The 19,377-nt window shown below is 66.0% G+C and carries 20 protein-coding genes; 12 read left to right on the top strand and 8 right to left on the bottom strand.

Annotated elements, in window-relative coordinates:
* Positions 1-68: 68 nt before the first annotated feature.
* From LRC39_RS24165 to LRC39_RS24155, 3 genes are all read right to left on the bottom strand, one after another.
* Positions 69-1,754 (bottom strand): alpha-amylase family protein, encoded by a 1,686-nt coding sequence (locus tag LRC39_RS24165; RefSeq protein ID WP_346295906.1) that lies wholly within the window; start codon positions 1,752-1,754, stop codon positions 69-71.
* Between the two features lie 129 nt (positions 1,755-1,883).
* Positions 1,884-2,237 carry a PRC-barrel domain-containing protein gene (locus tag LRC39_RS24160; protein ID WP_107357210.1) on the bottom strand — a complete coding sequence of 118 codons (354 nt, stop codon included), beginning with the start codon at positions 2,235-2,237 and terminating at the stop codon, positions 1,884-1,886.
* A 479-nt stretch (positions 2,238-2,716) separates the two neighbouring features.
* Positions 2,717-4,888: a TonB-dependent receptor gene (locus LRC39_RS24155; RefSeq protein ID WP_346297551.1), complete on the bottom strand. Its 2,172-nt coding sequence runs from the start codon at positions 4,886-4,888 to the stop codon at positions 2,717-2,719.
* 186 nt (positions 4,889-5,074) lie between these two features.
* Here LRC39_RS24155 and nikR point away from each other — a divergent pair, with 186 nt between their 5' ends.
* Positions 5,075-5,515, top strand: coding sequence for a nickel-responsive transcriptional regulator NikR (nikR, locus tag LRC39_RS24150; protein WP_346295905.1), 441 nt, complete (start codon positions 5,075-5,077; stop codon positions 5,513-5,515).
* A 16-nt stretch (positions 5,516-5,531) separates the two neighbouring features.
* Here the strand turns inward: nikR and LRC39_RS24145 are convergent, their stop codons facing one another.
* Entirely contained in the window at positions 5,532-6,302 is a 771-nt protein-coding gene (locus tag LRC39_RS24145) for a DNA-3-methyladenine glycosylase family protein (protein WP_430624912.1), read from the bottom strand.
* Between the two features lie 49 nt (positions 6,303-6,351).
* Entirely contained in the window at positions 6,352-7,521 is a 1,170-nt protein-coding gene (locus LRC39_RS24140; protein ID WP_346295641.1) for an IS481 family transposase, read from the bottom strand.
* A 117-nt stretch (positions 7,522-7,638) separates the two neighbouring features.
* Here LRC39_RS24140 and gluQRS point away from each other — a divergent pair, with 117 nt between their 5' ends.
* On the top strand, positions 7,639-8,520 hold the full coding sequence (gene gluQRS, locus LRC39_RS24135) for a tRNA glutamyl-Q(34) synthetase GluQRS (protein WP_346295903.1): 882 nt from the start codon (positions 7,639-7,641) through the stop codon (positions 8,518-8,520).
* A gap of 99 nt (positions 8,521-8,619) precedes the next feature.
* Positions 8,620-9,837: an ATP-binding protein gene (locus LRC39_RS24130; protein ID WP_346295902.1), complete on the top strand. Its 1,218-nt coding sequence runs from the start codon at positions 8,620-8,622 to the stop codon at positions 9,835-9,837.
* On the opposite strand, the gene LRC39_RS24125 is transcribed toward LRC39_RS24130, so the two are convergent.
* Positions 9,764-10,657 carry a YihY/virulence factor BrkB family protein gene (locus tag LRC39_RS24125; RefSeq protein WP_346295901.1) on the bottom strand — a complete coding sequence of 298 codons (894 nt, stop codon included), beginning with the start codon at positions 10,655-10,657 and terminating at the stop codon, positions 9,764-9,766. The genes LRC39_RS24130 and LRC39_RS24125 overlap by 74 nt on opposite strands.
* 138 nt (positions 10,658-10,795) lie before the next feature.
* Between LRC39_RS24125 and LRC39_RS24120 the strand changes: the two genes are divergently transcribed.
* The 5 genes from LRC39_RS24120 (at position 10,796) to LRC39_RS24100 (ending at position 14,459) form a co-directional block, all read left to right on the top strand.
* Positions 10,796-10,990: a twin transmembrane helix small protein gene (locus LRC39_RS24120; protein WP_107357205.1), complete on the top strand. Its 195-nt coding sequence runs from the start codon at positions 10,796-10,798 to the stop codon at positions 10,988-10,990.
* Positions 10,991-11,042: 52 nt separating this feature from the next.
* Complete coding sequence (locus tag LRC39_RS24115) at positions 11,043-11,615, top strand: cob(I)yrinic acid a,c-diamide adenosyltransferase (protein ID WP_346295900.1); 573 nt, start codon at positions 11,043-11,045, stop codon at positions 11,613-11,615.
* Positions 11,616-11,720: 105 nt separating this feature from the next.
* Positions 11,721-12,470, top strand: a complete 750-nt coding sequence (locus tag LRC39_RS24110; RefSeq protein ID WP_107346281.1) for an electron transfer flavoprotein subunit beta/FixA family protein — start codon at positions 11,721-11,723, stop codon at positions 12,468-12,470.
* Positions 12,470-13,414 (top strand): electron transfer flavoprotein subunit alpha/FixB family protein, encoded by a 945-nt coding sequence (locus tag LRC39_RS24105; protein ID WP_263989976.1) that lies wholly within the window; start codon positions 12,470-12,472, stop codon positions 13,412-13,414. The genes LRC39_RS24110 and LRC39_RS24105 overlap by 1 nt, the downstream gene beginning before the upstream one ends.
* Before the next feature lie 163 nt (positions 13,415-13,577).
* Positions 13,578-14,459, top strand: coding sequence for a 3-hydroxybutyryl-CoA dehydrogenase (locus LRC39_RS24100; RefSeq protein WP_346295899.1), 882 nt, complete (start codon positions 13,578-13,580; stop codon positions 14,457-14,459).
* 140 nt (positions 14,460-14,599) lie between these two features.
* Here the strand turns inward: LRC39_RS24100 and LRC39_RS24095 are convergent, their stop codons facing one another.
* Positions 14,600-15,514 carry a LysR family transcriptional regulator gene (locus LRC39_RS24095; RefSeq protein ID WP_346295898.1) on the bottom strand — a complete coding sequence of 305 codons (915 nt, stop codon included), beginning with the start codon at positions 15,512-15,514 and terminating at the stop codon, positions 14,600-14,602.
* 94 nt (positions 15,515-15,608) lie between these two features.
* Between LRC39_RS24095 and LRC39_RS24090 the strand changes: the two genes are divergently transcribed.
* Positions 15,609-16,409: an NAD(P)H-dependent oxidoreductase gene (locus tag LRC39_RS24090; RefSeq protein WP_346295897.1), complete on the top strand. Its 801-nt coding sequence runs from the start codon at positions 15,609-15,611 to the stop codon at positions 16,407-16,409.
* 96 nt (positions 16,410-16,505) lie between these two features.
* Positions 16,506-16,706 (top strand): hypothetical protein, encoded by a 201-nt coding sequence (locus tag LRC39_RS24085; RefSeq protein WP_041810112.1) that lies wholly within the window; start codon positions 16,506-16,508, stop codon positions 16,704-16,706.
* A gap of 154 nt (positions 16,707-16,860) precedes the next feature.
* Here LRC39_RS24085 and tlpA read toward each other — a convergent pair whose 3' ends face one another.
* Positions 16,861-17,547, bottom strand: coding sequence for a thiol:disulfide interchange protein TlpA (gene tlpA, locus LRC39_RS24080; RefSeq protein ID WP_346295896.1), 687 nt, complete (start codon positions 17,545-17,547; stop codon positions 16,861-16,863).
* Between the two features lie 95 nt (positions 17,548-17,642).
* On the opposite strand from tlpA, the gene argH reads away from it, so the two are divergent.
* Together argH and lptM are read left to right on the top strand one after the other, a co-directional pair.
* On the top strand, positions 17,643-19,040 hold the full coding sequence (gene argH / locus LRC39_RS24075; protein WP_264053676.1) for an argininosuccinate lyase: 1,398 nt from the start codon (positions 17,643-17,645) through the stop codon (positions 19,038-19,040).
* Between the two features lie 54 nt (positions 19,041-19,094).
* On the top strand, positions 19,095-19,376 hold the full coding sequence (lptM, locus tag LRC39_RS24070) for an LPS translocon maturation chaperone LptM (protein WP_107346274.1): 282 nt from the start codon (positions 19,095-19,097) through the stop codon (positions 19,374-19,376).
* Position 19,377 lies beyond the last annotated feature (1 nt).

Below are 19,377 nucleotides of genomic sequence, written 5' to 3'. Positions count from 1 at the left end.
GGGCACTGAGGTGCTGGATTGCTTCGTCGGCTCTGATCGCAATGGCGATTGGAAAGACCCCCGATTGTTCAGGCCTTTGCGCGTCCGCCGCCGTCGACTTCGGTCCGGCGCAGCAGATAGTCCAGGCCGCCGACCCTGAACCAGCGATAGCCATAGCCCTCGATCAGCAGCTTGTGCCGACCGCGGCTGGCGCGGCTGTGATTGTCGCCCAGCAGGTCGATCAAGGTATCGCCGGCATCATCGGGCAGCCCGACCGCGAATGACACCTCGCGTGGCTGCTGGTCGAGATTGTGCACGAACAGCACCGAATTGTTGCGCCAGTCGTAGCGCAGGATCAGCACCGCCGGATCGCGCGCGGCGATCACCTTGAAGTCGCCCCAGCCGATTTCCGGCACTTCCTTGCGCATCCGGATGATGCGTTCGGTCCAGTTCAGCATCGAATCCGGATCGCGGCGCTGCTGGGCGACATTGACGTGCTCGAAGCCGTAGGCGCCGTTGTCGATCACCGGGATCTCCGGCTTGTCGCTCTTGGTGAAGCCGCCGTGCGGCTCGGTCGACCATTGCATCGGCGTGCGGGCGCAACGCCGCTCGGGCAGCGCCAGATTGTCCCCCATCGCGATCTCATCGCCATAGCGGATCACCGGCGTGCCCGGCAGCGTCATCATCAGGCTGTAGGCGAGCTCGAGCCGGCTCTGATCGCCGCCGAGCATCGGCGCCAGCCGTCGCCGGATGCCGCGATCGTAGAGCTGCATGGTTTTGTCCGGACCAAACTTCTCGAACACGATCCGTTGCTGCGGCTTGGTGAGCCGGCCGAGATCGAGCTCGTCGTGGTTGCGCAGGAACAGCCCCCATTGCGCGGTGGCGGGTCGCGGTTTGGTGGCGGCGAGCGCTTTGGCCAGCGGGCCGGTGTCGGCGGCGGCGAGCGCGTAGAACAGATGCTGGTTCACATGAAAATTGAACATCATCTGCATGCGTTCGCCGTCGTCACCGAAATAATGCAGATCGTCTTCGGTGCGGACGTTGGCCTCGGCCAGGATGATCGAGTCACCTTTGCGCCATTGCAGGAATTCGCGGAAGGTCCGCAGCATGTCGAACTGTTCGACCGGCTTCTTGACCTTCGGACCTTTGGTTGCGATCACGAACGGGACCGCGTCCATCCGGAAGCCGGACACGCCGAGCTGAATCCAGAACCCCATGATCTTCAGGATCTCTTCCTGCACATAGGGATTGGCGGTGTTGAGGTCGGGCTGGAATTCGTAGAAGCGGTGGAAGTACCAGGCCTTCGCCTGCTTGTCGTGAGTCCAGGTCGATTTCTGCACGCCCGGAAACACCATGCCCTGGTCGGCGTGGGCGGGCTTCTTATCCGACCACACGTACCAGTCGCGATAGGGCGAGTTGGGATCGGCGCGTGCCTGTTTGAACCAGGGGTGCTGGTCGGAGGTGTGATTGACCACGAGGTCGATGATCACCCGCATGCCGCGCTGTTTGCAGCCGTGGGTGAATTCGACGAAGTCGCCGAGCGTGCCGTAGCGCGGGTCGACGCCGTAATAGTCGGAAATATCGTAGCCGTCGTCCCGATAGGGCGAGGGCTGAAACGGCATCAGCCAGATCGCCGTGACGCCGAGTCCGTGCAGATAGTCGAGCCGCCTTGTCAGGCCCTTGAAGTCGCCGATGCCGTCGCCATTGGCGTCCATATAGGTCGCGACCGACAGGCAATAGATCACGCCGTTCTTGTACCAAAGGTCGTCGATCATCGGCGCTCGGCGGCTTGGGGGAGGTGATTGATGGCGTCATTGCGAGGAGCGAAGCGACGAAGCAATCCAGCGCTGTGCTCGGCGTTCCTCGCTTCGCTCGCAATGACGGACAGATTGACGGCGTTTCCGTCAGGTCAGCGCCACGCCGTAGTAATCGTCGACCTGACGCGCGCCGCGCCAATCCCATTCCGAGCCGCGACCGTATTTCGGCGCGCGTTCGAGCTGGTCGATCGTGACCATCACCTGATAGCCGCCGAGCTCGACATTGTATTTCAGTGCCGGCCAGGGCAGCGGATAGTGATCGTCGCCGATGCCGAGGAAGCCGCCGAACGACAGCACCGCGTAGGACACCCGGCCGCTGACCTTTTCGATCATCAACCGCTCGATCGAGCCGATCTTCTCGCCGTCCGGCCCGTACACAGCGGTTCCCTGCACCTTGTCGCTGCCGATCAGCTTGAGGGTTTCGTTGGCTTCTGGGTTCATGTTGGTCTCCCTGTGGAGCGAAACCAACGAGCGGATCGAAAACCTGTTCCGCGCCCGAGCCAGCGTCATCGCCTCTTCACAAACCGGAGAATCGTACTTATCCTCTCTTCATCGGAAACAACGGAAGGAGGTGGTCCAGTGTCTCTCTCGAAACGCTGTCACCTCGCTGGGGACGCCCGCTGAGGTTGGCTGACTGAGCATCGTCGCGGCGGGCACGAGACCCGCTCGCCGGAAGTGATGCACGAGCAGTGAGCCGCTCGGCCGAGGCGTCTCGCAGCGCCTGGGAACCAGCGAGTTACGAGGCGCGCGTCGGCGTTCACACGCCGGCGCGCGTTTGTGTTTTGGAGCACTTTGTCACGTCAGTGACTGTCGCTCAGCGACTGTAGTCCGGATGCAGCGAAGCGAATCCGGGTCTTTGTCTGCGGCTGCCCGCATTCCGCTGCGCTGCATGCCGGCTACGGCGCATGCGGGCTACGGCGTTAGAACGAGCCTGCGAGCGTCAGTCGCACCGCGGTTGGCTCCGCCGGATGAACATGGCGGTCGTTGATGCCGCCCAGCGGCTCGCCGGGCAGTCGTGACAGATAGTAATATTCGATCTGATTGGTCTTGGCGTTGAACAGGTTCAGCACGTCGAGCTGCAGCCGCACGCCATTGTCGAAGCGATAGCCGGCGCGGGCGTTGAAGATCAGCGACGACAACGAATGCACGCTGTCGTCCTCGATCAGCGGCCGCGGTCCAAAATAACGCCCCTTCAGTGCGCCGAACCAGCCGCGTTGTTCGCCGAGCGTGATGCCGGCGCTCGCCACCCAGGCCGGCGCGCCGGGAATGAAGTCGCCCGCCGGGTCGAAATCCGTAAACCGCGCTTTCGTATAAGCAACGTCGAGATCGACGCCGAGCCAGGATAGCGGCCGGTATTGGCTGGTCCACTCGACGCCGACGCGGCGGCTCGGCCGGCTCGGTTCGGTGGTGCCGGCATCGCCGACGAATAACAGCTCGGAGTCGAAATCGAGCACGAACACCGCGAGCGAGGTCGTCAGCCCCGGGATCGATCTGTTGCGGATGCCGAGTTCGGCTCCCTTGGAGCGCACCAGCAGCGGCACGCGATTCACCGGATCGCCCGAGTTGGGATCGACCGTGATGGTGGCGCCGCGGATGTCGTTGCTGTGCAGCCCGGTGCCGGCGTTGCCGTAGAACTCGGTGCTGGCCCAGGGGCCGAGCACGATGCCGGCTTTCGGGCTGGTCATCGCCGCCGACGCATTGCCGGAGTTCGCCGGATTGTCGCTGATCACCCGGCCGGTGAAGAAGTCCTGGCGCACGCCGGCGGTGGTGCGCAGCCAATCGGTCCAGCGCACGGTGGTGTCGGTCCACAGCCCGAGCGACTGCTCGGAGACGTCGTCGGCCCGCACGGTCGACAGCCAGTCACGCTGATAGGTCTTGTTGAGGCCGACATTGATGGTGTCGGAACGCGTCTGCAGTCCGACCCGGGTTTCCAACGGCAGTCCGGCAAACCGGTAGTCGAAGCGCTGCGTGCCGTTCAGCCCGAGCACGGTGCGGCGGTCGTGCTGGTTGAACTGGTCGCCGTTCACGGGATCGTCGAGGAAGTAGGTGAAGTTGTTATAGAGCTGCAGCGACGAGCGGATCACATAGGCGTTGATGTCGGTCTGGCCGATGTCGCTGGATTTCGCAAACCGGCCCGACAGGCTGTAGCGGCTGGCGATGCCGCCGTCGGTCGGATCGAGCGATCCGTAGCGGCCGATCAGGCCCTGGTCGATCGCGCGCTGCGCCACCTGGTCGGTGGAGGTCCAGCGGTTGGAATAGGCCATGCCGGTCAGCGAGAAGCCGTCGGTCGCGGTGCCCTGGCTGTAGCGCAGCACGCCGTTCAGCTTGCGGACGTTGTCCGGCACGTCCCACGGGCCGTTGTAGGTGTTGGCTTCGAACGCGGCGAGCCAGGTGCCGTCGCCGACACGGGTCGAGCCGGCGCCGAGCAGCCGGCGATAGCCGAAGCTGCCGACCGTCACCTCGGCGAGGGTCTTGGGCATTGCCCGCAGATACTCGATGCCGAGTGCGCCGGCCGAGCCGAAGTCGCCGACGTCGGCGAAGTACGGCCCCTTGCGCACCGTCATGGTGCTGATCAGTTCGGGGATCAGGAAGTTGACGTCGGCATAGCCCTGGCCGTGTCCATGGGTCGGCATGTTCACCGGCATGCCGTCGATGGTGATGGCGAGATCGGTGCCGTGGTCGAGATTGAAGCCGCGCAGGAAGTATTGGTTGGCTTTGCCTTCGCCCGAATGCTGGGTGACCACCAGTCCGGGCGCGGCTTCCAGCGCTTCGCCCGGCCGCATGAACGGCAGCGCGTTGATCTCCGCGCCGGTGATGACGCGGCTGCTCGCGGCCTGATTCTGCGGTGCGCTCATGGCATCGGTTGCAGCGTTACTGCTCGGCGCTGACGACGATGAGGAGGCGGACGGTGATGGTGCCGGGACAGCGCGGCCGTCGCGCGCAGCGGTCGCGGGGGCGTGTCGCCGCGGCGGCTTGGGCTTGGCTTCGGCCGGGGCGTCGATGGTGACCTGCGGCAGCGCCTGCTCGGCCCACGCCGTGCCATTCACCACAGCAAAACTCAACACGATGCAGCCGACCGCGCAGCCGCGCATCATCTCTCGCCGGACACTCGCCACGCGCACCCCCTCGTGTCCTGCATCGTTGCAAGACGCGCCCGCCCCAAATCTGTTATCGCAGGCGGTCCCGGCAGAGCGCCCACGGTCGCAGCGTGCCCGGCGAGTATGACGAAGTCAATCAAACTTCATACTGACAACCTGGTAACCAGCAAGAGGCACTCGATGCACCGCGTCACCATCACGCTCGACGACGACCTGATGGAGAAGCTCGACGCCATCATCGCGGCGCGCGGCTACCAGAACCGCTCCGAGGCGATCCGCGATCTGGCGCGGATCGGCATCCAGCAGACCGCGGCGGAGACCGCCGGCGGGCATTGCGTCGGCGCGATGGTCTATACCTATGATCACTCCAAGCGCGACCTGCCGCGCAAGCTGACGCAGAGCTTCCACCATCACCACGATCTGTCACGCGCCACGATGCACGTGCATCTCGATCATGATCAGTGCCTGGAAGTGACGATCCTCGACGGCAACGCCAGCGAACTGCAGCATTTCGCCGACCACATCTTCGCCGAACGCGGCGTCCGCTATGGCCGGCTGGTGACGATTCCGGCGGAGCCGCCTTCAGAGGATCACGACCATCATCACGAGCATGAGTCGTGATCTTGAACGGAAGCCTTCAGCGTGACGGCGACTTCCGCACGGGAGGCGTCTTTGCCGGGGCTTTCTTCGCCACGACTTTCGCCGCCTTGTCGTCGCCGATCACGCCCTCGCGCCGCTTCACTGCGTGGTAATAGGCCCACCACAGATGCGCCGCGGCGCCGCGTAACGGGCGCCAGGGTTCGGCGAGCGGCGCCATCTGTTTCACGGTCGGGCGCGCTTTCAGGCCGAGGCCGATCCGCATCGCTTCCTGCACCGCGAGATCGCCGGCCGGCCAGGCGTCGCCGTGGCCGAGGCAGAACAGCAGATAGATGTCGGCGGTCCACGGCCCGATGCCGTGCAACGCCGTCAGCGTGGCGTGGGCGGCGTCGGCGTCTTCTTCAGCCAGCACATCGAGGTTGAGCCGTTCAGCGGCGAGCTCCTTGGCCAGTGCCTTCAGCGTCTTGATCTTTGCGGTTGAAAGACCGAGCCGCGCCAGCCGGTCGGCCCGCGCCCGCTTGATCGCGCCGTGCTCGAACGGATCGAACGCCGCGGAGACCCGGCCCCAGATCGCTGCGGCCGACGCGGTCGAGAGCTGCTGGCCGCAGACGATCGCGGCGAGGCCGGCAAAGCCCGGCTCGCGCCGGCGCAGCGCCGGCATGCCGGCGACCTGAAGCACGGGCTTGAGCCGCGGGTCCCGCTTCACCAGCGCGGTGATGGCGTCCTCGAGGTCGGCCTGGCTGTCGAGATGAATGGTCATCAGGTGGTTCGGCTTTCCGGCGTCATGCGCGGGCTTGACCCGCGCATCCATCCGCTATCGTAAAAGAGTCTCTCATCCGATGGATTGCCGGATCAAGTGTTCAGCCCGGAGACATAGTCGACACGTGTTCGGAGACATGACCGACACTTTCCACGCCCGTCAAGTCGATGGTGGCGACTTGGTGGGCAGCGAAGAACACGCCGTATTTGCCGTCGGTGGAGAGCGGCCTGATGGCCAAGCGCTCTCCGGCGAAGGCTTGCGGCACCTTCCACAAACGACCTTTGAAGCTGACATAGGCCTTGGTTTTCGAGACGGATCGGACGATGTCGCGCTCATCGTATTCTGGAGCCGGCAGGCGGTCCGGCAGAGAACGCCGGCTCGGCTGGTAGCGATCAGCAGGCACCAGCTGGCCTAGCGACTCGTGAGGGCGCTCGAAGTTGTACACCTCGCGCCAGGAATCGAAGGCACGTTGCGCCTCGGCGAGGTCGCGCAAGGGCCGCAGTGCAAACACCTCGTCGTCCAGCGTGCGATGAAAACGCTCGTTCTTGCCGCGGCTCTGCGGGTGATAGGGACGACTACGGATCACCCTGATGCCGAGCTTGAGCAGCCACACCGAGAACCATGTCCAGCGCTCGCCGGAACTGTCCGACCACGGCGAGCCGTTGTCGACGAAGATCGTGTCGGGCAAGCCGTAGTGCCGGAACGTCGTTTGCAGCCTGTCCTGCACGGTTTCGCCGCGCTGATCGGCGCAAGCCTGGAGGCACAGATCGTAGCGTGAGTGATCGTCCACCACGGTCAGCGGATGGCAGCGGACGTCGTTGCCGAGCCGAACCCAGCCTTTGAAGTCCATCTGCCAAAGCATGTTCGGCGCCGGCATCTCGAACCGCAGCGTCGCCGGTGGACCGCCGGCGGCAGGCTTGATCCGGCCGTGCCGGCGCAGGATCTCGTGGATCGTCGACACCGCCGGAGCGTGCTGTCCGGACCGCTCCATCGAGCTGGCGATCTTGCGCGCGCCCCATGCCGGATGCGCATCACGAACCGCCAGCACCTGTGCCTCACACGCCGCCGAGGTCTGCCGCGGGCTGTCGTGCGGCCGCCGCGACAGGTCGGCGAGATCACCTCCGGCCGCCCATCGCTCCAACCATTTGTAGCCGGTCGTCCAATGAATGCCGAACCGCCGGCACAGCTCGCGCCGGTTCGCCCCCTCCTGCATCGCAAGCCGTACGAACTCGCGTCTCTGATCCACTGCCGACACCTCACGCCAGGGCATGGACTTGGCCTCCAACCGCCAAATCCAGCCACTATGATGCGTCGACTATGTCTCCGAACACCCGTAGGTCATGTCTCCGGGCTGAACATCAAGTCCGGCAATGACGTCAGGGGTTCAATGCCGCCACCCGTTTTCCGATTTGCCCCGAGCCCGAACGGCTATCTGCATCTCGGCCACGCTTTCTCGGCGCTGCTGAATGCCGATCTGGCGCGGGCGAGCGGTGGCCAGCTGCTGCTGCGGATCGAGGACATCGACCGCACCCGATGCCGGCCGGAATTCGAGCAGGCGATCTATCAGGATCTGTCCTGGCTCGGCATCGGCTGGGACGGCGAGGTGCGGCGGCAATCGGATCATCTCGAGCTGTACCGTGACGCGGTGACGCAACTCGCCGCCAAGGGGCTGATCTATCCGGCGTTCGAAACCCGCGCCGAGATCGCCCGGCTGGTCGCCGATCAGGAAGCAGTGTCGCCATGGCCGCGTGATCCCGACGGCGCGCCGCTGTATCCGGGAGCCGGCAAGCAGCTTTCGCCCGCGCAGCGCGACGAGCTGATCGCCGCCGGTGTGCCGTATGCACTGCGGCTGGACATGTCGGCTGCGATCGCGTTGGCCGGCGAACTGAGCTGGCAGGAACTCGGCAAAGGACCGGACGGCGAAACCGGCACCATCGCGGCGCGGCCGGAGGCGTGGGGCGACGTCATCATCGCGCGCAAGGAAACGCCGACCAGCTATCATCTATCGGTGGTGATCGACGACGCGCTGCAGGGCATCACCGAGGTGGTGCGCGGCGCCGATTTGTTCTGGTCGACCTCGGTGCATCGGCTGCTGCAGCAACTGCTCGGCCTGCCGGCGCCGGTGTATCGGCACCATGCGCTGCTGCGCGATGCGGAGGGCCGCAAGCTGTCGAAATCCACCGGGTCGACCGGCCTGCGCGAGCTGCGCGCCGCCGGCGTCACGCCGGCCGAGATCCGAACCTTGGTCGGGCTTGCGGCGCCCATCTGAACGCCGCCTGATGCCGCCTGCATCGATCCCGGCGCCCACGCGCGGCGTGACTCCACAGCGGCGAGCGTGGCATTGTAGCCGGGACGGCTCGGGGGACTCATGGCGGTGAAATCGCGCGCGTTGCGCAGCGGGCGGACGCAGGTCAAGCGGACGCCGCCGAAACGCGTCCGTCGCAAGAAGCCCGCCTCGTCCGGCATGATCGAGACCGTGCTGGCGACCTTCGCGCACGAGGTCCGCACCCCGCTCACCGGTATCCTGGCAGTCAGCGAATTGCTGGCGACCTCCGATCTCAACGAGCGGGAGCGCCGCTGGGTCGACACCATCAAGGCCGGCGCCGAGCATCTGTCCGGCCTCGCCACGCTGTTCGTCGACGCCGCCCGGCTCGGCACCACCGGGCTCGGGCTGCGGTCGGAGTTCTTCGATCTGCGGGCGCTCGCCCGCCATGCCGGCGATTCGCTGTCGGGCCGCGCCGCCGCCAAGGGGCTGCGGGCCACGGTGACGATTTCGCAGCGGCTGCCGGGCTTTGCGATCGGCGACGCGGTTCGGCTGCGCGCCGCGCTGGAAAACCTGATCGACAACGCGGTGAAATTCACCGAGCACGGCGACGTGGCGCTGAAGGTCACCGCCGCAGCCGCCGGCCGCGGCAAGGCGCAGGTGTCGTTCGCGGTGTCCGACAGCGGCATCGGGCTGTCGCTCACCGAGATCAAGCGGCTGTTTCGGCCGTTCTCGCAGGCCAATGTCAGCATCGCGTCGCGGTTCGGCGGCGCCGGCCTCGGTCTGTCGTCGGTGCGGCAAATTGCCCGGGCCCTCGGCGGCGACGTCTCGGTGGCGCAGCGGCCGCGCGGCGGCACGGTCTTCACCCTGACGGTGACGCTGGAGCGGGCCAAGCCGCCGCAGATGGCGACGCCGGACGGTGCAATCCGCGCCACCGGCGGCGGGCGGCTGCGCATCCTCAGCGTCGAGGACAATCCGTTCGGGCGCGTGGTGCTGAACGCCATCCTCACCGAGCTTGGCCATTGCTGCGAATTCGTCGGCAGCGGCGAGGCGGTTCCGGAGCGGCTGGCGAAGGCCGAGTTCGACGCGGTGCTGATGGATATGGTGCTGCCGGGCATCAGTGGCGTCGAGGCGATCCGGCTGATCCGTGCGCTGCCGCCTCCGCTGCGCGCGGTGCCGATCATCGGCGTGTCGGGACGCGACCAGGACGAAGTGGCGGCCCGTCAGGCCGGCGCCGATGCGTTCCTGCTCAAGCCGGTTTCGCCCCGGGCGCTCGCAACTGCGCTTCTTGCAGCGTCATCCCCTCGGGCAGCCGCGACTTGATGATCGCGGCGTTGAGTTCGCCGCCGTAAACGAAAATCGCGGCGATGAAATACAAGAACACCAGCGCGATGATCACCGAGGCGAGGCCCGCATACATCGACACGTAGTTGTTGGCGAACCGCGCCAGATACATGCCGAAGGTGATGCCCGAGATCAGCGACGCGGTGATGGTGAAGACGATCCCGGGCAGGATCTGCCGGAACGACCGTCGCCCTGCCGGCAGATAGGCGTGCAGCAGGAACAGCGCCACAGTCAGCGCCGTGATCGCAATGCCATAGCGGCCGATCGTCAGCAGCGGCTCGTTATTGTGCACCAGCAGCGGCACGTAGTGCCGGGCGGTGGCGAGGATCAGCGGGCCGAGCACGATCAGAAACCCCATCGCCAGCGCGGTAAAAGCCGCCACCAGGGTGTAGCCGATCGACTCCAGCCGCAGCAGATACCACGGCCGGGGCTCGATCACCGCATAGGCGCGGTTGAGCCCGACCCGCAGGCTCTCGACGCCGTTGGAGGCAAAATACAGCGCCAGCAGCAGGCCGATGGTCAGCACCCCGCCGCGGGTGGTGGTCAGGACGTCGTGGATCTCGCCCGACAGCGTACTGGCGACCTGCGCGGGCCAGACGTCGAGCAGCAGTTCGGCGGCGCGGTCGGCGAGTTCGCGCGAGCCGACGAAGCCGGCCAGCGAGGTGAGCACGATCAGGAAGGGAAACAACGCCATCAGGGTCGACAGCGCGATATGGCTGGCGATCGCCCATCCGTCGTCGGCCAGGAACGTATAGAGCGCATCGACTGCGACCGCATAGGCGTAGCGGATCTGCCTCACGGGTCACCTTGTCACGAGTTGCGGCCGGCGGGATGGCAGAACCTTAGCATTCGATACTAACCGCCTCCACCCGGGATCGTTGCGCCCGACCATGCGGCAGGGATAGCGCGGGATCAGTAGCGGTGTTATGAAACCTAGATGGCATCCTTCCTGAGTTCAATCGCCCTGCCGGTCGCGCTCTGCGCCGTGGCTCTGGTGCTCATGCTCGGTCTGATCAACATGATGCGGGGCGGTTCGCCGAACCGATCGCAGACCCTCATGCGCTGGCGGGTCTTGCTGCAATTCGTCGCCATCGTCATCACCATGCTTGCGATCTGGGCGATGGGCCGTTAGCTGCCCACCAACTCCCGGCTCACTTGGTTTCCCGCAGCAGGATCCCCGCGCGATGGTCGTTCTCAATCGAATCTACACCCGCACCGGTGACGACGGCACCACCGCCCTCGGCTCCGGCGAGCGGCGGCCGAAGTCCGATCCGCGGATCGCGGCATACGGCACGGTGGATGAGACCAATGCGGCGCTCGGCGTGGTGCGGCTGCATTTGTCGGAGTTGCCGGAACTCGACGCCATGATCGGGCGTATTCAGAACGATCTGTTCGATCTCGGCGCCGATTTGGCGGTTCCGGAACGCGAAGGTAAGGCCGAACGGCTGCGGGTGCTGTCGAGCCAGGTCGAGCGCCTGGAGCGCGATATCGATCAGCTCAACGAAGGCTTGGCGCCGCTCACATCTTTCGTGCTGCCGGGCGGCAAGCCGGCAGCCGCTTACCTGCATGTGGCGCGGACAATATGCCGCCGTGCGGAACGGGCCATAGTGGAACTGTTGGCCCTGCCGAACGAGAAAATCACCCCGGCGGCCGTCCAATACGTCAACCGGTTGTCCGACTTCCTGTTTGTCGCCGCCCGCACGGTGAACGACGGTGGCGCCCGCGACGTGCTCTGGGTGCCGGGCCAGAACCGCTAGGGAACAAGGCGGTTTTTGGCTTTGCCGCGTTGACCGCGGTTAGGAGGGGCTTTAGGTTCCGCCGCCACAATAAACAATTACCCACCGCAACACGAAAGAGGATCGATGAAGGTTCTGGTGCCGGTCAAGCGCGTGGTCGACTACAACGTCAAGATCCGCGTCAAGAGCGACGGGTCGGGCGTTGAACTCGCCAACGTCAAGATGTCGATGAATCCGTTCGACGAGATCGCCGTCGAAGAAGCGCTGCGCCTCAAAGAGGCCGGCAAGGCGACCGAAGTCGTCGTGGTCTCGATCGGACCGGCGCAGGCGTCGGAAACCCTGCGCACCGGCCTCGCCATGGGCGCGGACCGCGGCATCCTGGTCAAGGCCGACGGCGTCGTCGAACCGCTGGCGGTCGCCAAGATTCTCAAGGGCGTTGCCGACGAAGAGAAGCCGGGACTGATCATTCTCGGCAAGCAGGCGATCGACGACGACAGCAACCAGACTGGCCAGATGCTGGCCGCGCTGCTCGGCTGGGCGCAGGCGACCTTCGCCTCCAAGCTCGACGTCGACGGCTCCGACTTCACCGTCGCGCGTGAAGTCGACGGTGGCTCGCAGACCGTCAAGCTCAAGGGTCCGGCGATCGTCACCACCGATCTGCGGCTGAACGAGCCGCGCTACGCCTCGCTGCCGAACATCATGAAGGCCAAGAAGAAGCCGATCGCGGAGAAGACCGCGGCTGACTACGGCGTCGACGTTTCGCCGCGCCTGGAAGTTCTGAAGACCGTCGAGCCGGGTGGCCGCAAGGCCGGCGTCAAGGTCAAGGACGTCGCCGAACTGGTTTCGAAGCTCAAGAACGAGGCGGGTGTACTCTGATGGCCACGCTGCTGATTGCCGAACACGACAACGCCCACCTCAAGGACGCCACCAACAAGGCGATGACCGCCGCTGCCGCGCTCGGCGGCGAGGTGCATATCCTCGTTGCCGGCCAGGGCTGCAAGGCCGTGGCCGATGCGGCTGCCAAGCTGCAGGGCGCCACTAAGGTGCTGCTCGCCGAAGCGCCCGCCTATGAGCACGATCTCGCCGAGCCGCTGGCCGCGCTGATCGTCTCGCTCGCCGGCAGCTACGACGCGATCGTCGCCCCGGCGACCTCGCGGTTCAAGAACGTGATGCCGCGCGTCGCCGCTCTGCTCGACGTGATGCAGGTGTCGGAGATCATCAAGGTTGTCGCGCCCGACACCTTCGAGCGTCCGATCTACGCCGGCAACGCGATTCAGACCGTGAAGTCGAAGGACGCCAAGAAGGTCATCACCGTCCGCACCTCGACCTTCCAGGCGACGGGCGAGGGTGGCAGCGCGGCGATCGAGACCGTCGCGGCGGCGGCCGATCCGGGTCTGTCGAGCTTCGTCGGCGAGGAAGTCGCCAAGAGCGATCGTCCGGAACTGTCGTCGGCCAAGATCATCGTGTCGGGTGGCCGCGCGATGCAGAGCCGCGAGAACTTCACCAAGTACATCGAACCGCTCGCCGACAAGCTCGGCGCCGGTGTCGGCGCCTCGCGCGCCGCGGTCGATGCCGGCTACGCGCCGAACGACTGGCAGGTCGGTCAGACCGGCAAGGTTGTGGCGCCGGAGCTGTACATCGCGGTCGGTATCTCGGGCGCGATCCAGCATCTCGCCGGCATGAAGGACTCCAAGGTGATCGTCGCGATCAACAAGGACGAAGACGCGCCGATCTTCCAGGTCGCCGACTACGGCCTGGTCGCCGACCTCTACCAGGCGGTTCCGGAGCTGACCGAAGAGCTCGGCAAGCTCGGCAAGTAAACGCCTTCGCGGCGGACGAACCCGGCCCTCGGGCCGGGTTCGTTGCAGAAGCTTTAAGCGTTCACCGGCTAACTGTCCGGGCGCCGAACCACGGACAGCGGCGCGGGAATGTGCGAAGATGCACCGGCCGCGCGACGCGGCTGTGCTCCGAACGAGATGAGAGATGGCGGCAGCAATCAAAAAAGTCGGCGTAATCGGCGCGGGGCAGATGGGCAACGGGATCGCTCACGTGGCCGCTCTCGGCGGGTTCGACGTGATCCTGAACGATGTCTCCGCCGACCGGCTGAAATCGGCGATGGCCACCATCAACGGCAACCTGTCGCGCCAGATCGCCAAGAAGCTCATCACCGAAGACGCCCGTAAGCAGGCCCTGGCGCGGATCACCGCGACGGAGAAGCTGGACGGGCTGTCCGACTGCGACCTCGTGATCGAGACCGCGGTCGAGAAGGAAGAGACCAAGCGCAAGATCTTCAACGAGCTGTGCGCGGTGCTGAAGCCGGAGGCGATCGTCGCTTCCAACACCTCGTCGATCTCGATCACCCGTCTGGCCGCTTCGACCGATCGGCCGGAGCGCTTCATCGGCATTCACTTCATGAATCCGGTGCCGGTGATGGAGCTGGTCGAGCTGATCCGCGGCATCGCCACCGACGACGCCACCTTCGAAACCGCGAAGACGTTCGTCACCAAGCTCGGCAAGCAGATCGCGGTGTCCGAGGATTTCCCGGCGTTCATCGTCAACCGCATCCTGCTGCCGATGATCAACGAGGCGATCTACACGCTGTACGAAGGCGTCGGCAACGTCGAAGCCATCGACATGGCGATGAAGCTCGGCGCGCATCATCCGATGGGCCCGCTGGAGCTGGCCGACTTCATCGGCCTCGACACCTGTCTGTCGATCATGCAGGTGCTGCATGAGGGTCTCGCCGACTCCAAGTATCGGCCGTGCCCGCTGCTGGTGAAGTACGTCGAAGCCGGCTGGCTCGGCCGCAAGACCCAGCGCGGTTTCTACGATTACCGCGGTGACAAGCCGGTCCCGACTCGCTGAGCGTTGCGACGGCGGCATCGTAGTTACTTCCGTCATGGCCGGGCTCGTCCCGGCCATCCACGCCTTTTCCCTCGTTTCCGTCAGCAAGGCGTGGATGCCCGGGACAAGCCCGGGCATGACGAATTATCAGGGGGCATCGCTCATTCGATGCCCGGCACGCTCCGGATCTGCTCGGCCAGGAAGTCGATCAGTAGCCGTACGCGGGCGATGCCGGCGCGCTCCGGCACGATCAACAGATTGAGCGGCACCGGCGGCAGCCGATACTCCGGCAACAGCACTTCGAGCCGCCCCGCCGCCAGCAGATCGTCGACCAGCCAGCGGTGTGACGCCGCAATGCCGCACCCTGCGATCAGCGCTTCGCGCGCCGCGAGCCCATGGTCGACCCTGAGCCGGCCGCCGAACGGCACCCGGTGGGTCTCCTGATCCGGCCCCTGCAAGACCAGCATGTCGCTGCCGGCGACGTTCACCATGCGCACCCCTTGATGGTGCGACAGCTCCTGCGGCGATGCCGGCCTGCCATGCGCGTCCAGATAGTCAGGCGAGGCCACCAGCAGGCGATGGCTGTGGCCGAGCGTGCGCAGCTTCAGCGAACTATCGGCGAGCGGGGCCAGCCGGATCGCCAGGTCGACGCCTTCGCGCACCAGATCGACCCGATGATCGGTGAGGCCGAAGTCGATCCCGATCTCCGGATAGCGATCCTGGAACGCGAAGATCAGCCGGCTGGCATGCAGCACGCCGAACGAGGCCGTGCAGGAGATCCGGATGCTGCCGGCGGGTGCCCCCGACGCGCCGAGCGCCTCGTCGCCGGCCTGGTCGAGCAGACGCAGGATCTGAATGCAGCGCGCGTAATAGCGGCTGCCTTCCTCGGTGAGCGTTACCCGGCGGGTGGTGCGGCTCAACAGCGGTGCACCGACCGCGGCCTCGAGCTCCTGCAACTGCCGGGTGACGGTGGATTGGCCGACATTGAGGTCGCGCGCGACCGCCGACAGGCTGCCCCGCTCGGCAATGCGAACGAAGGTGCGGATGCGCTCGATCGTGACGGCTGATCTATCCATTTTTCGGAATAATCATATCGATACTCCGCGGCTACTGGAATAGTCGCCGCGGGGGTACCTGCAGGGTCTGATCATCACTGCAGGGAGCCTGGCCGTGAAAGTCCTTCTGGTATTCGCCCACCCCGAACCGCGCTCGTTGAACGGAGCGCTGCGCGACGTCGCGGTCGCGGAGTTGCAACGCCTCGGCCACGAGGTGCAGGTCTCCGATCTCTACGCCCAGGGCTGGAAGCCGGCGGTCGACCGCGCCGATTTTCCGGGCCTAGCACCCGGCGAGCGGCTGCTGCCGACCGTGGCGTCGAAGGCGGCGTTCGACGCCGGAGAGCTGACCCAGGACGTCCGCGACGAGATCGACAAGCTGCTGTGGGCCGACGCCGTGATCCTGCAATTCCCGTTGTGGTGGTTCACCATGCCGGCGATCCTGAAAGGCTGGGTCGAGCGGGTGTTCGCCTGCGGCTTCGCCTATGGGGTCGGCGAGCACAGCGACAAGCGCTGGGGCACTCGCTACGGCGAGGGCGTTCTGGCCGGCAAGCGCGCGATGCTGATCGTCACCACCGGCGGCTGGGAGCAGCATTACGGCCCGCGCGGCATCAACGGCCCGATCGATGACCTGCTGTTTCCGATCCATCACGGCATTCTGTTCTATCCGGGCTGCGAGGTGCTGCCGCCCTACGTGCTGTATCAGGCCGGCCGGCTGGACTCGGCCGGGTTCGAAGCCGCGGCCGAACGGCTGCGGCAGCGGATGCGCACGCTAGCCGAGACGCCGCCGATTCCGTACCGGCGCCAGAATGGCGGCGACTACCTGATCCCGACCATGGAGCTGCGGCCGGAGCTGGGCGTGCCCGGTGCCGAAGGCTTCGCGGTTCACCTGAGCGACGGGGCCGGCTCCACGGCTTGATCGCAGCCGTGCAGGCCGCGGCGCGATCGATGCAATTTCATCGAATCCGCGCCGCCTCGCTTCGGATTGTTAACGGTTTGCTGCCAGACTACGGCGATGGACATGAGCATGATCAGCGCGGCGCTCGCCATGCAGGCCAGCAGCACGCAGATGCAGATCTCGACGACGATTCAAGCGTCGGCCGCTCGCACCGAGCGTGAGACGGTGCAGACGCTGCTCGGCATCGGGCAGGGCGGCTCGCCCTCGCTCGCCAATGTCGGCCCCGGCGTCGGCGGCAACCTGAATATCAGCGCCTAATCCGAGCTCTTTAAGCAGTCATTGCCATTGAGCAGTCATTCCGGGGCGCGCCGTCAGGCGCGAATCCGGAATCTCTTTTTGCAACAACCTCTGGATTCCGGGTTCGGGCGCAGCTTCGCTGCTCCCGCCCGGAATGACCGCTGGTGGCTGCCGGTTACTTGCTGCCCGCCGCGACCGGCTTCACCGCGGCCTTGATCAGCGTGGTGGCGTCGTTGCTGTCCCACTCGGCCGGACCGGCGATCGTGGCAATCTCACAGCCTTCGCGGTCGACCAGCACGGAGGTCGGCATCCCGAGCGCGCGGCCGACCGCCTTCAGATCCTGAAACACCTTGGCGGAGGCGTCGGTGAACACCGACAGGTGGGTCAGCTTCTCGTCGTCGAGGAATTTCTTCGGCTTGGCCGGATCGCGGGTGTCGATGTTGATCGCCACCACTTCGAAATCCGAGCTGCCGAGCTTGGCCTGCAGGTTGTCGAGCGCCGGCATCTCCTTGCGGCACGGCACGCACCAGGTCGCCCACAGGTTGACCAGCACGGTCCGGCCGCGGAAGTCGGACAGCTTCTTGGCCTGGCCGGCATCGTCGGCGAACGTCAGGTCCGGCAGCCGCAGCGGCGCCGCTGCGGGCGTCAGCGCCGCGACTTCGCCGCGCACCAGAGGCTTGAGCTGCTGCGCCAGCGACACCGCCGGCCGGCACACCGGATCGCCACCTGCATTGCGCTGCAGCCCGCCAATCCCGTATATCCCGGCGGCGCCGGCGACGACGAGCACGGCCATCGTGGCCAACAGGATGGTCAGGCGGCCGGCACGGCGCGGCGGGACGGGATTCGGCTGGGATTCGGTCATCGAACAATCAGAAGACGGCAGGCCGCGCAGGTTCGCGGGCGGCTGCCGATGATGAGATGTGATTGGGACGCGAGCATGATCGTGAGCGGCGACAGATGAGCAACAAGATGTGGGGCGGCCGATTCACCGATCGCCCCGACGCGATCATGGAAGAGATCAACGTCTCGATCGACGTCGATCGCCATCTCTACGCCCAGGACATCACGGCGTCCAAGGCGCATGCAGCCATGCTGGCCGCGCAGGGCATCATCACCGCGAACGATGCGAAAAATATCGGCAAGGGTCTAGACACGATTCTGTCAGAGATCACCGCCGGCAAATTCACGTTCAAGCGTGCGCTCGAAGACATCCATATGAATGTCGAGAGCCGGCTCGCCGAACTGATCGGCCCCGCGGCCGGGCGCCTGCACACCGCGCGCTCGCGCAACGATCAGGTCGCGACCGATTTCCGGCTCTACGTCCGCGATGTGCTGGACGAGACCGACGCGGCCCTGGCGGCGTTGCAGCTGGCGCTCGCCGAACGCGCGCTCGAGCAGGCCGAGACGGTGATGCCCGGCTTCACCCATCTGCAGACCGCGCAGCCGGTGACCTTCGGCCATCATCTGATGGCCTATGTCGAGATGGTGGCGCGCGATCGCGGCCGGTTCCAGGATGCCCGCAAGCGGCTGAATGAAAGCCCGCTCGGCGCCGCGGCGCTGGCCGGCACCTCGTTCCCGATCGACCGCCACGCCACCGCCGCCAAGCTCGGCTTCGACCGGCCGATGGCGAACTCGCTGGATGCGGTGTCGGACCGCGACTTCGTGCTGGAGACGCTATCGGCGGCCTCGATCTGCGCCGTGCATCTGTCGCGCTTCGCCGAAGAGATCGTGATCTGGACCTCGCCGCTGGTCGGCCTGATCCGGCTGTCGGACAAGTTCACCACCGGCTCGTCGATCATGCCGCAGAAGCGCAATCCGGACGCGGCCGAGCTGGTCCGCGCCAAGACCGGCCGGGTGATCGGCGCGCTGAACGGCCTGTTGATCGTGATGAAAGGCCTGCCGCTCGCCTATCAAAAGGACATGCAGGAAGACAAACAGGGCGCGATGGAAGGCTTCGCTGCGCTGTCGCTGGCGATCCGCGCGATCACCGGCATGGTTCGCGACCTCGAGCCCGAGCCGGAGCGGATGAAGGCGGCTGCGGGCGAGGGCTACGCCACCGCCACCGATCTGGCCGACTGGCTGGTGCGGACGCTGAAGATGCCGTTCCGCGAGGCGCATCACGTCACCGGCCGGATCGTCGGGCTCGCTGCCAAGAAGGGCGTGGCGCTGCACGAATTGCCGCTCGCCGAGATGCAATCGGTCGAAAAGCGCATCACCAAGGACGTGCTGGCGGTGCTCAGCGTCGAATCCTCGGTGAAGAGCCGCACCTCGTACGGCGGCACCGCGCCGAAGAATGTTCGCAGCCAGGCCAAGGCCTGGCTCAAGCGGCTCGCCAAGGACAGCAAAACGCGCTGAGGGCGGCCGCCGTCCGGCGGTTTCGGGGGCTCGCCAGCGCGGCGCAATCTCGGTATGGTGCCGCGCCAATTGGGGATATTCGACGTGAATCGCGTGACCAACCCATCGCGATGGGCGCTTCTGGTGATTGTGGCGGCAACGCTGGCGCTGTCGGGCTGCGGCCGTAAAGCCGGCCTCGATCTGCCGCCGGGGGCTGCCGACACGCCGTCGGCCGCGCCGGCGACCAAACCGGAGGCCAAGGGCGACGTGTTCGATTCGTCCTACGGCACCAACGCGCCGCCCTCCGCCGCCAAGGGGCGGAAGCGAAGCATCATTCTCGATCCGCTGCTGGACTAAG

Source organism: Rhodopseudomonas sp. P1, assembly GCF_039642825.1.
Taxonomy (GTDB): Bacteria; Pseudomonadota; Alphaproteobacteria; order Rhizobiales; family Xanthobacteraceae; genus Rhodopseudomonas; species Rhodopseudomonas palustris_H.
Note: the sequence above shows the minus strand (reverse complement) of the source record. Positions and strands in the feature narration are given on the sequence as shown.